The sequence below is a fragment of the Actinomyces sp. HMSC065F12 genome (assembly GCF_001814535.1).
Taxonomy (GTDB): Bacteria; Actinomycetota; Actinomycetes; order Actinomycetales; family Actinomycetaceae; genus Pauljensenia; species Pauljensenia radingae_A.
Genome location: NZ_KV817006.1, coordinates 56,783 through 70,326, shown reverse-complemented (window position 1 = coordinate 70,326; position 13,544 = coordinate 56,783). Strand labels below are relative to the sequence as shown.

General features: G+C 58.5%; 10 protein-coding genes. All 10 read left to right on the top strand.

Annotation, left to right across the window (positions count from 1 at the left end; translation table 11 throughout):
• The first annotated feature begins 222 nt into the window (after window positions 1-222).
• The 10 genes from HMPREF2975_RS08140 to rplB all read left to right on the top strand — a co-directional run bounded on the left by HMPREF2975_RS08140 (window position 223) and on the right by rplB (window position 13,536).
• Entirely contained in the window at window positions 223-1,176 is a 954-nt protein-coding gene (locus HMPREF2975_RS08140) for a cutinase family protein (protein WP_070726984.1), read from the top strand.
• A 3,154-nt stretch (window positions 1,177-4,330) separates the two neighbouring features.
• Complete coding sequence (gene rpsL / locus HMPREF2975_RS08130) at window positions 4,331-4,705, top strand: 30S ribosomal protein S12 (protein WP_058237858.1); 375 nt, start codon at window positions 4,331-4,333, stop codon at window positions 4,703-4,705.
• Window positions 4,705-5,175: a 30S ribosomal protein S7 gene (gene rpsG, locus HMPREF2975_RS08125; RefSeq protein ID WP_058237171.1), complete on the top strand. Its 471-nt coding sequence runs from the start codon at window positions 4,705-4,707 to the stop codon at window positions 5,173-5,175. The genes rpsL and rpsG overlap by 1 nt, the downstream gene beginning before the upstream one ends.
• A gap of 149 nt (window positions 5,176-5,324) precedes the next feature.
• A complete protein-coding gene (gene fusA / locus HMPREF2975_RS08120) occupies window positions 5,325-7,448 on the top strand; it encodes an elongation factor G (RefSeq protein WP_058237170.1) in 2,124 nt (707 codons plus the stop codon).
• 349 nt (window positions 7,449-7,797) lie between these two features.
• On the top strand, window positions 7,798-8,988 hold the full coding sequence (tuf, locus tag HMPREF2975_RS08115) for an elongation factor Tu (RefSeq protein ID WP_058237169.1): 1,191 nt from the start codon (window positions 7,798-7,800) through the stop codon (window positions 8,986-8,988).
• A gap of 1,735 nt (window positions 8,989-10,723) precedes the next feature.
• The gene (gene rpsJ, locus HMPREF2975_RS08110; protein WP_058237857.1) at window positions 10,724-11,032 is read left to right on the top strand and encodes a 30S ribosomal protein S10; all 309 of its coding nucleotides are present in this window, start codon (window positions 10,724-10,726) and stop codon (window positions 11,030-11,032) included.
• Window positions 11,033-11,043: 11 nt separating this feature from the next.
• A complete protein-coding gene (rplC, locus tag HMPREF2975_RS08105; protein ID WP_070726979.1) occupies window positions 11,044-11,712 on the top strand; it encodes a 50S ribosomal protein L3 in 669 nt (222 codons plus the stop codon).
• Window position 11,713: 1 nt separating this feature from the next.
• On the top strand, window positions 11,714-12,370 hold the full coding sequence (rplD, locus tag HMPREF2975_RS08100) for a 50S ribosomal protein L4 (RefSeq protein WP_058237856.1): 657 nt from the start codon (window positions 11,714-11,716) through the stop codon (window positions 12,368-12,370).
• The gene (gene rplW, locus HMPREF2975_RS08095) at window positions 12,367-12,672 is read left to right on the top strand and encodes a 50S ribosomal protein L23 (RefSeq protein WP_058237166.1); all 306 of its coding nucleotides are present in this window, start codon (window positions 12,367-12,369) and stop codon (window positions 12,670-12,672) included. Before rplD ends, rplW begins: the two co-directional genes overlap by 4 nt.
• Window positions 12,673-12,699: 27 nt before the next feature.
• A complete protein-coding gene (gene rplB / locus HMPREF2975_RS08090; RefSeq protein ID WP_058237165.1) occupies window positions 12,700-13,536 on the top strand; it encodes a 50S ribosomal protein L2 in 837 nt (278 codons plus the stop codon).
• The last annotated feature ends 8 nt before the right edge of the window (window positions 13,537-13,544 follow it).

The following is a 13,544-nucleotide window of genomic DNA, read 5'->3' as shown; positions in this document are numbered from 1 at the left end:
GCAGCAGAACCCTCTTCAGATCGACAGACGGGGAAAGAGGGAAGGAGAGGGAGAAGGAAAGTACAGATCTGCCGACGATTCCCAGAATATGGATCGTCAAAGTCGGCCCGAAACATCGAGAAAACTCACTGATGCCGATCTGGAGCGTACTGCGTGTAGCAGTAGATGGGAGTCTCCCTCGTTAATGGGTAGAATTTGGGTGGAACCGAGAGGGAGTGACGGATGAGAAAGCTCGGACTACCTGCGCTGATTGCTGTGACGGCACTCACTGCAGCCGGGTGTGTGGCCGGTAACAGCCCTGCCGAGCCGGAGCAGTCTCTCGCTCAATCCGCCCTTTCGAATCAGTCAACCTCGTCGAACCAATCGGAAATCGAAACCGACAACCCCATCGAACCTGCCCCCGACCAGTCCCAATCCAGCGATCCGGCCGAGCAGTCTTTCATGACCACCGGAGAATGCGTGGACGTCGTGGCGATTAATGCGCGTGGAACGAATGAGGAGACCGGCGGCGGTGGCCTCACTGATGCCGTAGCGGGCGAGATCGTTGAGAAATGGCCGAAAGACGCGCGTGCCATTGCGCTGGAATATCCCGCAAGTTTTGACGTTAATGCTTCCGTCGAAGACGGCGTTTTAGCTCTGACCGCGATGCTTGAAGATGGCGCGGCTCGGTGCCCGAATCAGAAATACGTGCTGGTGGGTTATTCGCAGGGCGCGATCGTTGTCGCTGAGACGCTGAGCAAGCCTGAAGACCGGCTGATCATGGGCGATGTCGAGCGACTGAGTGAGCCTGCGCGGAAGGCGATTGCTGCCGTCGAGCTATACGGTGATCCTGGTTTTGTTGGGTCGATGCCGTATAACCGCGGCGACTACGATCCGCGTTTTAACGGGATGTTGCCGCGGCACTCGCAGGCTTTAGCTGAATTTGCCACCCGGATTCGTGACTTTTGCGTTGCGGAGGATCTATTTTGCCAGGGGAGCCGGCGCACAGGTATTCAGCGCTCGGCTCATTCGCTCTACTGGACGAACGGCATGCAGGCTGAAGGTGCAGCTCACGCGCTGGAGCGCCTTTACCGGAGGGCCGAGTTGGCTGGAGAGGATATCGGTGCCGAAGGCGCAGCGCCTGAGGAAACTGACAGTGGCGACGCCCAAAGTGGAGGGGCAAATAACGGGCACTAAGAGCGCCGTGATGTGGCCTTTTGGCTCTGGCATTGAGTGCCGTGACGCTTCCGAGACCTCTGGCGATTTTGTGTCCGAGGTTTCTTCAGATCTTGGTTGTCACAGTCGCAAAATGGTGCTGTTTCCCTCCCCGCCGCCCTGTCCACCCAAGTGTCGATTTGGCTGCCGTATCCTCCCAATTGACGAGGGTGCCCCACGCATCGTCACTGGCCAGCAGGCATTTGTGGATCGAGATGCGTGGAGAGAACCGTCGGATGGGCCTTGAAATCGACAGTAGGGGAGAGAAGGAGGTGGGAATTGGAGACTATTAACGGCGGAAGAACAGTATCGAGTCTCTGCATTGGCGCAGAGAAGCACATAGAATTGACTACGTTGATCCACTAGTCAAATGGAGGAGACACCGTGATCAAGAAACTCTTCAAGCTCGTTCTTTTTGGCGCTCTCGCAGCGTTCGCCGGCCTCATTGCGATCCAATACGATGGCCCTCGCAACTTCCTGAAAGACCTTGGTGTGCCGCTGTAAGCAACTAATTCGCAGATCGAAGACCTGTCGGATTTGCACGCTTAGTCACGCCGATTAGTCTCTAGGTGCCGAGCTGTACCACCAAGGTAGAGCTCGGCACCTTCATGCAGTTTTCGGCAGTTCTTTCACGAAGCAAGCACATTCAACAGTGCACCACATTCAGGGCATCTGCATTCAACTCGTTGGCACCGATCTCGCGCGGGCGCTCGCGGCCTCCCTCGTCGATTCGGAGAACCAATACGTCGATCAGCGCTTTCCACGCGCGTCCCACGCAACCGGGCTTCGATCCGCGCAGCCGAATGCTCAGGGTGGTGCAAATCGTCCCAAATGAAGCGTTCGAAAACCCAGCCGCGCGCCTCCAAATCTCGCTGCCTCCTGCCCTCAGATTGGTAAGAGTGAGCGATCTGTGAGTGCGACACGCCTCGTTTGCTGCGGCCGTCAAATTCAAGTGCGACCTTCTCGCGCGGAAAAGCAATATCGATGAAGTACACGCTCGCCGGGCGCGCTCCAACAAGGCTCTCAGCTGGGCGTTGGCGCACTTCAAACTGTGTGCGCACAGCGTGAAGCTTCCGACTGCGAACTATCCACAGCAGCATCGCCTCGCCAATTGATTCGCAGCCCGCATCCGCATGCTGTATGAGCCATCTCGCGCGAGCCACATTGCGATGCCCCCTCGGAAAGCGACTAAGCTGGCGGACCAGAGCAGCTCGCACACGCTCTTCAGCCTTGCGAGACCTGTCCTGATGGTGCTTGTTGAAGTGACTCAGCCGACGCATCCCGTCGCATAGCGTCACGAACGCGTGGCTCGCCGGCATCGTGAGAGCGCACAAAATGAGCGTGTCCTCAAGTGTCGCCACACGTAGCAGCATTCGACGGCGCGACCCCGACACGTCGCTTTCACGCCCGCGGTCGATGCTGGATCCGCGGATTCTGACCGTGCGTATCGGCCCGATAGCTGGTACCTGGTGTCGCATTATTCGGGCAGCTGGGATAGAAATTCTGCTTGCTTCGATGGGGGATCGCCGAGGGTGGCCGCAACGAATCTCAATCCGAGGCAAGGTCGGGGATTCGTTTCCTGGTCTGCCATGCGTAAGGATGTGAACGTCAGGCGAACGGTCCCAGCACCACAGGCCGTGGAGCAAAGCTGCAGATGGGCCTATGAATGTCGCGTGCGGATGCGTCAGACAGGTGGCCGCAATCCGTGCCAAGGCGGCATCATTGCGGATCTTCCACGTTTCACTCTGGGTAGCGCTGGGATCGATGCGCCACGTGACGCCTCGCTTAACGCGCGCGTAGTACTGACCAGTTTGTTTCTTAAGGGCGCTGAGGCGGCGGTGGCGCGAGGTTGTGGCGAGGTGAAGGTGCTCGATGTAGGTGGTCACTCGGATACCTCCTTTCTAAGGGTGCCCAGTTGTCGAGCACTGACTGTGTGGCGATAGAGCTGGATGCGTGATGGCTGTGTTGGGCGTGCGGACGGTTATGTCGAGTTGCATGGCTGAAAGAGCATGACATGGGGAAGCGGCGTATGCGGCAATAAGAGCGGCAACTTGTGGATACGGTGGTGGTAGGGGTGATACTTGTGGATAACTCGGCTTGAGCCGGGCGGGTACCCTCGGCCGTGAGGATTCCCTCTGGTCGGTTCGCCTTGGAATATTCCACGATTCCATCGGGACAACTTCTGCAGGGAGGTCGCCGGGCAATCTTTCCGCTTTCCTTCCACTACTCCCTCCCTTCCTTTCTTTCACCCAACTGTCGATCTCGAGGCGCGATTCGACAAGATGTTTTTTAAAACCGCAGGTCAAGAACAGTTTTTATGAAAGGTAGTGCCGAAGATCGTGCTGAAATCGACAGTTGGGTAAGGGCAAGGGTAAGAGTAAGAGTAAGAGGAGCAGGGGCGGAGGAAGGGACGGGGTCGATGGGAAGCCCTCCTTGGAAGGTCGCCCGGCAGTCGCCGTAAGCGGCCTGCCGCGAGGCGTCGGAAGTTCCCGTGACTCCATTCCTAACAATCCACTCCGACCGCGCCTCCGTCCAGAATGCGCCTTAGCTCACGCCGTACACAATTGACGTGCCCGCCGCCCACAAACTAAGCTGAAATGCGGTAACCCGAGTACATCGGGTCACCTGACCGCTTGATCACACGATCTGGCGGCGATGCGACACTGATCGCACCAGTGATCAAGACGCAGCGCCACAACCGGTGATACAAGCATCGGGCTCCACAAGGAGGATACCGAGCGGACGGACATCGCCCCCTCGCCCTCGTGCCATCGGAGCTCCGGGCGTCATTCTCTGACCGCACGGGCAGCAGGCCCCACAGCCTGGGTGCACAGCAGAACAAGCTGAGCAGCACGCTAACCGTCGGACATCATGGCGCGCCGGCCCCTGATGGATCAACGCTGCCCAGTCGGGGGACTTGACAATATCGGGCTGACTGAAGCCAGGGTGCCTGCGCTACGCCGGGCACCACACAAGAAAACGCACGACGATGCGTGGCTTGCCCTCGTCAACCGGCAACGATCCGCCGCCGAACTCACGGCAGCGAAATTCAACCGGACACTGGCCCGACAACGGGGCAGCTGCTGACACAGGCAAACACAGTCATCAGAGTGCACAACGACTGGAGAATTTTTCAGTGCCTACAATCCAGCAGCTCGTCCGCAAAGGGCGCAGCTCCAAGCGCGGCAAAGTGAAGACGCCTGCGCTCAAGGGCTCGCCTCAGCGCCGTGGCGTGTGCACCCGTGTGTACACCGCCACCCCGAAGAAGCCGAACTCTGCGCTGCGCAAGGTTGCCCGTGTGCGCCTTTCGTCAGGCATCGAAGTGACGGCTTACATCCCAGGTGAGGGACACAACCTCCAGGAGCACTCCATCGTGCTCGTCCGCGGTGGTCGTGTGAAGGACCTCCCTGGTGTCCGTTACCGTATTGTCCGCGGATCACTTGATACGCAGGGCGTGCGCAACCGCCAGCAGGCTCGTTCACGTTACGGTGCGAAGAAGGAGAAGAAGTAATGCCTCGTAAAGGCCCAGCTCCCAAGCGCCCGCTTGTCGACGATCCGGTTTACGGTTCCAAGATCGTCTCGCAACTGGTCAACCGTGTTCTGCTCGACGGCAAAAAGTCGTTGGCTGAACGCATCGTGTACGGCGCGCTCGAGACAGTGCGTGAGCGTACCGAGCAGGATCCAGTGGTGGTTCTCAAGCGCGCTCTGGACAACATCCGCCCAGCCCTTGAGGTGCGTTCCCGCCGTGTCGGTGGCGCTACCTACCAGGTTCCGGTTGAGGTTCGCCCGGCCCGCGCCACCACTCTGGCTCTGCGCTGGCTGGTTGACTTCTCGCGTCAACGTCGTGAGAAGACCATGACCGAGCGTCTCGCTAACGAAGTTCTCGATGCGTCCAACGGCCTCGGTGCCGCTGTGAAGCGCCGCGAGGACATGCACAAGATGGCCGAATCGAACCGCGCATTCGCCCATTACCGTTGGTGATTTTTCCATTCCCGAGGGCGGCCTCTGACGCCGCTGACAACCATGCTGCGTGAAATAATACTTTTGCCAGCTGTTTAATCCCCAGCGGGGCTCCGCCCTCGTTAATGGGGATCACCGAAAGAACGCACGACGAAGCGAAGGACAACTCCGTGGCACAAGAAGTGCTAACAGACCTGAGGAAGGTCCGCAATATTGGCATCATGGCTCACATTGATGCCGGCAAGACGACCGTGACTGAACGCATCCTGTTCTACACGGGCATTAACTACAAGATCGGTGAAACGCACGACGGTGCGTCAACCACTGACTGGATGGACCAGGAAAAGGAACGTGGCATCACGATTACCTCGGCTGCTGTGACCTGTTTCTGGAAAGGCAACCAGATCAACATCATCGATACCCCTGGCCACGTGGACTTCACGGTGGAAGTTGAGCGCTCACTGCGTGTGCTCGACGGCGCCGTGGCTGTCTTCGATGGCAAGGAAGGTGTGGAGCCTCAGTCAGAAACCGTGTGGCGTCAGGCCGACAAGTACAACGTCCCACGTATCTGCTTCATCAACAAGATGGACAAGCTGGGCGCCGACTTCTACTACTCGGTGCAGACCATCAAGGATCGCCTCAAAGCGAACCCGATCGTCATGCAGCTGCCCATTGGCGCCGAGGATACCTTCGAAGGCAACGTTGACCTGCTGTCGATGAAGGCTTTCCATTACCCGGCAACTGACGCAGACGGTAAGCCCACCCTTGGTGCCATCGTCGAGGAAGGCGAGATTCCCGCCGACCTGCAGGACAAGGCCGAGGAATACCGTGAGGCTCTGATGGAAGCCGCCGCTGAAGGCAACGACGAGCTCATGGAAGCCTACCTGGAAAACGGCGAACTGACCGTTGACCAGATCAAGGAAGGCGTGCGTGCGCTGACCGTTTCAGGCAAGGCCTTCCCGGTCTACTGCGGTACCGCACTGCGCAACATGGGTGTTCAGCCCGTGCTGGACGGTGTGATCAGCTTCCTGCCCTCACCTCTGGATATCGAATCCGTCAGCGGTTTCGAACCTGGTGATGACTCTGAGGTAGAGAACCTCGTTCGTCATCCCGATGAGAACGAGCCTTTCTCAGCGCTGGCATTCAAGATTGCGGCGCACCCGTTCTACGGCAAGCTGACCTTCATCCGCGTCTACTCCGGCAAGATGGAAGCCGGCTCCCAGATCATGAATTCGACCAAGGGTAAGCGTGAGCGTATCTCCAAGATCTTCCAGATGCACTCCAACAAGGAGAACCCGGTTGATCTGGCGCACGCTGGTCACATCTACGCTGTGATCGGTCTGAAAGACACCACCACCGGCGACACGCTGTGTGACCTGAACGATCAGATTGTTCTGGAGTCGATGACCTTCCCGAAGCCCGTTATTCACGTGGCTGTCGAGCCGAAGTCGAAGGCTGACCAGGAAAAGATGGGCGTCGCCATCCAGAAGCTGGCTGAAGAGGACCCGACCTTCACCGTTGAGCTGGACCAGGAAAGTGGCCAGACCATCATCGGTGGTATGGGCGAGCTTCACCTCGACATCATTGTTGACCGTATGCGTCGCGAATTCAAGGTCGAGGCTAACGTCGGCAAGCCGATGGTCGCCTACCGCGAGACGATCCGTAAGACCGTCGAAAAGTTTGAATACACTCACAAGAAGCAGACCGGTGGTTCGGGTCAGTTCGCCCGCGTCATCATCATGCTGGAGCCGCTGCCGAGCGATTCCGAAGAAGAGTACGTCTTCGAGGACAAAGTCACCGGTGGCCGCGTTCCGCGTGAGTACATCCCCTCTGTAAACGCTGGTATTCAGGAAGCCATGCACTCCGGTGTTCTGGCTGGATACCCGATGGTGGATGTCAAGGCCACGCTTCTTGACGGTGCATACCACGAAGTTGACTCGTCTGAAATGGCGTTCAAGATCGCAGGTTCAATGGCCATGCGTGAAGCCGCCAAGAAGGCGAAGCCGGTTCTTCTTGAGCCGATTATGGCCGTCGAGGTGCGTACGCCTGATGAATATCTGGGCGACGTGATCGGCGACCTGAACTCTCGTCGTGGTGCCATCCAGTCAATGGATGAGCAGCATGGTGTGCGTGTTGTTCGCGCGCAAGTTCCGCTGTCGGAAATGTTCGGATACGTTGGCGACCTGCGGTCCAAGACCCAGGGACGCGCCGTGTACTCGATGCAGTTCGACAGCTACGCCGAGGTTCCTCGTAGCGTTTCAGAGGAAATCGTCGGAAAGTCTCGGGGCGAGTGAGTCCCACGGGGTCGGATCAACCCCGATCGGTGTACCGTAGTGCTATTGCCTGTTGCACTGCGTGATTGCACTGGTCAGATCGGTCAGCGGTGGGGGACTTCGCAGTAGCGGGGGTCCCGCGCCGGAACCGATCGGTCGAGACCGGAGCGTCAGTGCAGCGCAAGACGGATAGCGCCGGGATTCCGGTGAGCGAGGTGGCGGGGATCACTGTCAAGGGGCAGTGTGAAAGCTGCAGCGCAGATCCGCACTCCAATTCAATAGAAACCCTGTAGGATCTCACGCCCTGTGGGTGTTAAGCTAACACCTAGCCATAGGCTGAGAACATCTACCCGAGTCCAGGAGGACACAAGTGGCGAAGGCCAAGTTCGAGCGCACCAAGCCGCACGTCAACATCGGTACCATCGGACACGTTGACCACGGCAAGACGACGCTGACAGCAGCAATTACCAAAGTTCTGCACGACAAGTACCCGGAACTGAACGAGTACACGCCGTTCGAGAACGTCGACAACGCTCCTGAAGAGCGCGATCGTGGCATCACGATTAACGTCTCCCACGTGGAGTACCAGACCGAGAAGCGTCACTACGCACACGTTGACGCCCCCGGTCACGCTGACTACATCAAGAACATGATCACCGGCGCAGCCCAGATGGACGGCGCAATTCTGGTGGTCGCAGCAACCGACGGCCCGATGGCTCAGACCCGCGAGCACGTTCTGCTTGCCCGTCAGGTCGGCGTCCCCACCATCCTTGTTGCTCTGAACAAGAGCGATGCCGTGGATGATGAGGAAATGCTGGAGCTCGTTGAGGAAGAATGCCGCGACCTGCTCAACTCTCAGGACTTCGATGGCGACAACGCCCCGATCATCCGCGTCTCGGCACTCAAGGCTCTTGAGGGCGACGAGAAGTGGACGAAGGCAATCGAAGAGCTCATGGATGCAGTGGACGAGTACGTCCCGACCCCTGAGCGCGATCTCGACAAGCCGTTCCTGATGCCGATCGAGGACGTCTTCACCATCACCGGCCGTGGCACCGTTGTGACCGGCCGTGTCGAGCGCGGCAAGCTGGCTCTGAACTCTGAAGTCGAGATCCTCGGCATCCGCCCGACCCAGAAGACCACCGTCACCGGTATCGAAATGTTCCACAAGTCCATGGATGAAGCATGGGCAGGCGAGAACTGCGGTCTGTTGCTGCGTGGCACGAAGCGCGAAGATGTCGAGCGCGGCCAGGTTGTGGCCGTCCCCGGCTCCATCACGCCTCACACGAACTTCAAGGGCCAGGTTTACATCCTGAAGAAGGATGAAGGCGGCCGTCACAAGCCGTTCTTCTCCAACTACCGTCCTCAGTTCTACTTCCGTACCACGGACGTCACCGGCGTCATCACGCTGCCCGAGGGCACCGAGATGGTTATGCCTGGCGACACCACAGAAATCACCGTTGAACTGATTCACCCCATCGCAATGGAGCCCGGCCTGGGCTTCGCTATCCGCGAGGGTGGCCACACCGTTGGTTCAGGTCGTGTGACCGAAATCGATAAGTGATTCGGTAGCTGGGTACAGTTGGCATTGAGCCGACTGTAACTGGCGCTGGCACTCGCGAGGTTCCCCGTTTGGGCCGTTTGAGTCGGTATTGACGAGGGCGCCTGGCGGTGAGCCGAATGAGCTGAGATGGGCTTGGTGGCATCGAAAGATGCTTCCAAGCCCATCTTTTTTGTGCTGCTGTATCTTCTTGCCGTTTCTGTCTTTTTGCGTGCTCTGTTTCAAAGCGCGCCCATTCCTTTGGCGCCCTCTGGCCTGAAGCGTGTTCTGCCTTTTGGTAGCGCCGCCCTTTTCTCGTGCTCTGTCTTTTGGCGGCTCCGGCTCCTAGCTGTAGTCCGTCTCTTAGCCTGCTCCGGCCTTTAGCGTTCTCCGCCCTTTTGTCGGCCCAGTGTGATTCGTGCTTCCCATTGTCTGATCGTGAGATCAATAGCCAAGGGGCGTGTATATGCTTTCTGTCGCTATTACGCGGCGATGGCGCTGTATGCTCCAACGAATTCGGGTCTGGCACCTTTTCGCGCTCCGAACTGTTCCGGCCCCATCTCTTCTTGCGTTCCGAACTGTTCCGGCCTGAGCCGTTCTACTTTGAACTGTTCCGCCTCGAGCTTTTTGCTCCTAGCTGTCTATCTGCCTGTTTCCCACCGGTTGTTTACCCAACTGTCGATCTCGGCAGCATTCCGTTTGAGTAAACGAAGGTGAATTGGCTGTGACCTGCACCGATGCAGTCGCGCCAAGGGATGTCCTTCCATAGGTGTCCTTGAGATCGACAGATGGGTAGAGGCGGGGAAAGGGCAGTGCTGGAAAGAAGTCTCTGCAGAGATTAGGAGTGAAGGCGCGGTGGCGCCGCAAGAACTCCTCCGATCGGCTACGCGAACAATCTTGTAGGTATGCCTATGTGCTAGACCTAACATCTATTGTTTGCGAATGCTTCTCGAAGGAGTTCCGAAAAAACTTCGAACACGGATACTCCGCAGATCTTTTCGTTAAGACTTCCCTCCCTCTACCCGAGTGTCGATTTGAAGGCTGAAATTTCCGGTCCTGCTTCCCTAGCAGGCCCTTGACCAGCTGTGATGCGTGGAAGTCTCAGCGGAGAATCGTCGATTCGACCCTCAGATCGACAGTTGGGAACTGGGGGATAGGGCAAGTGAGGGACAGGACTAAGTGGGGAGGGCCCGAGCGGAAGAAGGGGCTATGGGGGTGAGGGGATCAAGTGGGGAAGGGGCATGAGGTGGAGATGGGAGCAAGTGAGCGCTGAGAAATGAACCGACGAGCACATTGTGGAAGGGCAGACTGCCGAGTGACAGGCTGCAGAGAGACAGGGTGAGGTGGAAGGATGGCACGCGGGCATAGTGCGGATGGGCAGGCTGGGGTAAGTGAGGGGGTGCACCAGCGATAGTGATACTGGCGACAATTCTTGGCAGCAGGGTGACAGAATGTGCCTCCGTGGGCCCGTAGCAAGGCATAAAAGCTGGATAGCAGGCTAGTTGTCAGGTGATTCACATCGGTTTTTGCCTGAGCGGACTTGAACCAACGAGGGGTTTTCTGTCAAACTAATCAGGTTGCCCCGCGAGGGTGGGGCTCATCCAGACCAACATCTGGCCGGGCTTTATAGCCCGAGTTCTTTAGATAAGACAACGGTCCGTCCCTCACCCGAGGGAAACCGCGTACGAATGTGTCGCGAATTGCGACACGCCCGAATGCGGGGACCGGTGACGAAGCTGTACGAGAAGAGGTAGACGGCATGGCGGGACAGAAGATCCGCATCCGGCTTAAGTCCTATGACCACGAGGTCATCGACAGCTCCGCGCGCAAGATTGTGGAGACCGTGCAACGCGCGGGCGCCACGGTCGTGGGCCCGGTGCCACTGCCGACCGAAAAGAACGTGTTCGTCGTCATTCGGTCGCCCCACAAATACAAGGACAGCCGCGAGCACTTTGAGATGCGCACACACAAGCGGCTCATCGACATCATCGACCCGACTCCGAAGGCCGTCGACTCGCTTATGCGTCTTGACTTGCCTGCGGACGTCAATATTGAGATCAAGCTCTGAGGACATCTGCAATGACAACTGATACCAAGCAGAAGGCCAGCACGCCCATGACGGCGCTGTTGGGCCGCAAGCTCGGCATGACCCAGGTATGGGACGCCGAAGGGCGTCTTGTCCCGCTCACTGTCGTGCAGGTCGGCACCAACGTCGTCACACAGGTGCGTACCGAAGAGGTTGACGGTTACTCTGCGATTCAAATCGGTTACGGCAAGATTGACCCCCGCAAGGTGACAAAGCCTCTCGCGGGACACTTTGCCAAGGCAGGCGTGGAACCACGTCGCCACCTAGCCGAAGTTCGCACAACCGAGGCCGATAACTACGCAGCGGGGCAGGAACTCGACGCAACCGTGTTTGAAGCGGGACAGCATGTTGACGTTTCCGGAAACACCAAGGGCAAGGGATTTGCCGGTGTGATGAAGCGTCACGGCTTTGCAGGTGTGGGAGCCTCTCACGGCGCCCACCGCAATCACCGCAAGCCAGGCTCCATTGGTGCCTGTGCAACACCTGGTCGCATTTTTAAGGGACAGCGCATGGCCGGCCGTATGGGCAATGCGCGCCGCACAATTCAGAATCTGACGATCCAGGCTGTGGACGCCGAAAAGGGCCTCCTGCTCATTACCGGCGCAATCCCCGGCCCGAAGAACGGTATCGTCCTGGTTCGCACGTCCGTGAAGGGTGCGTGACATGACTGATAACCAAACCACGCGCACGATCGATGTGCTCGACCGTGAGGGCAAGAAGGTCGACACGATCGACCTGCCCGGTGAAATTTTTGACGTGCCGGCGAACATTCCGCTGATGCATCAAGTCGTCGTGGCGCAGCTTGCTGCGGCCCGACAGGGAACACACGCGACCAAGACCCGTGGCATGGTTTCCGGCGGCGGCAAGAAGCCGTACCGCCAGAAGGGAACCGGTAACGCTCGTCAGGGCTCCATCCGCGCACCGCAGTTCACCGGTGGCGGAGTGGTTCACGGACCTCAGCCGCGTAACTACGCACAACGCACCCCGAAGAAAATGAAGGTCGGCGCTCTGCGCTGCGCACTGTCCGATCGCGCTCGTAACGATCGCATTCACGTTGTGACTTCATTGTTCGAGGGCGACAAGCCGTCCACCAAGACAGCTCTGAAAGCTCTGCGGACAATCGTTGCTGGCAACGACAACGTCCTGGTGGTCCTTGAACGCGGTGAAGATCTGACGGCACTGAGCCTGCGCAACCTGCAGGAAACTCACATTCTGTGGGTTGATCAGCTCAACACCTATGACGTCCTCGACAACGACGATGTCATCTTCACCAAGGGCGCCCTCGAGACTTTCCTCGGTACTAAGGAGGAGACCAAGTGAGCGCACTCGAATCCACCAAGAACCCGCGCGACATCATCTTGAAGCCTGTCGTGACTGAGAAGTCATCGATCCTGATGGATCAGGGCAAGTACACATTTGAAGTTGATCCTCGCGCCAACAAGACCGAGATCAAGATTGCTGTCGAGGCAATCTTTGGTGTCAAGGTTGCCTCTGTCGCGACCCAGAACCGTAAGGGTAAGGAATACCGGACCCGCAACGGAATCGGAAAGCGCAAGGACGTCAAGCGAGCAATCGTGACCGTTCGCGAAGGCACCATCGACATCTTCGGCGATCAGGCCTGAAGGCAGCCGGAGAGGTAGAGGAACATTATGGGAATCCGCAAATACAAGCCCACAACGCCGGGCCGTCGCGGCTCAAGTGTGTCGGACTTTGCTGAAATCACGCGTTCTACGCCAGAAAAGTCGCTGCTGCGTCCGCTGAGCAAGACCGGTGGTCGTAACGCGCACGGCCGCGTGACCTCGCGTCACCGCGGTGGTGGCCACAAGCGCGCCTACCGCGTGATCGACTTCCGTCGCCATGACAAGGACGGCATCCCCGCCGTTGTGGCTCACATCGAATACGATCCGAACCGCACCTCGCGCATCGCACTGCTGCACTACGAGGACGGAGCCAAGCGTTACATCCTGGCACCAGCCAACCTGTATCAGGGTGACCGCGTGGAAGCAGGCCCACAGGCTGATATCAAGCCAGGTAACTGCCTGCCGCTGCGTAACATCCCTCTCGGTACCGTCGTGCACGCAGTTGAGCTGCAGCCCGGTGGCGGCGCGCAAATCGCGCGTTCCGCTGGAGCGTCTGTGCAGCTCGTTGCCAAAGAAGGCCGCTTCGCGCAACTGCGTATGCCTTCCGGTGAAATCCGCAACGTTGACGCTGCATGCCGTGCAACTGTTGGCGAGGTCGGCAACTCCGATCACTCCAACATCAATTGGGGTAAAGCAGGCCGTATGCGTTGGAAGGGCAAGCGCCCCCACGTTCGCGGTGTTGTGATGAACCCGGTCGACCACCCGCATGGTGGTGGTGAGGGCCGTACCTCTGGTGGTCGCCATCCGGTGTCACCGTGGGGCAAGCCCGAGGGCCGTACCCGTCGTCCGAACAAGGCCAGCGACAAGCTTATCGTGCGCCGTCGCCGGACCGGCAAGAAGCGCTGATAAGGAGC

Excerpts from the sequence above, each read along its gene's own strand:
- HMPREF2975_RS08140 (WP_070726984.1), top strand. The coding sequence starts at position 223 with ATGAGAAAGCTCGGACTACCTGCGCTGATTGCTGTGACGGCACTCACT.
- rpsG (WP_058237171.1), top strand. The coding sequence starts at position 4,705 with ATGCCTCGTAAAGGCCCAGCTCCCAAGCGCCCGCTTGTCGACGATCCG.
- rpsJ (WP_058237857.1), top strand. The coding sequence starts at position 10,724 with ATGGCGGGACAGAAGATCCGCATCCGGCTTAAGTCCTATGACCACGAG.
- rplC (WP_070726979.1), top strand. The coding sequence starts at position 11,044 with ATGACAACTGATACCAAGCAGAAGGCCAGCACGCCCATGACGGCGCTG.
- rplD (WP_058237856.1), top strand. The coding sequence starts at position 11,714 with ATGACTGATAACCAAACCACGCGCACGATCGATGTGCTCGACCGTGAG.
- rplB (WP_058237165.1), top strand. The coding sequence starts at position 12,700 with ATGGGAATCCGCAAATACAAGCCCACAACGCCGGGCCGTCGCGGCTCA.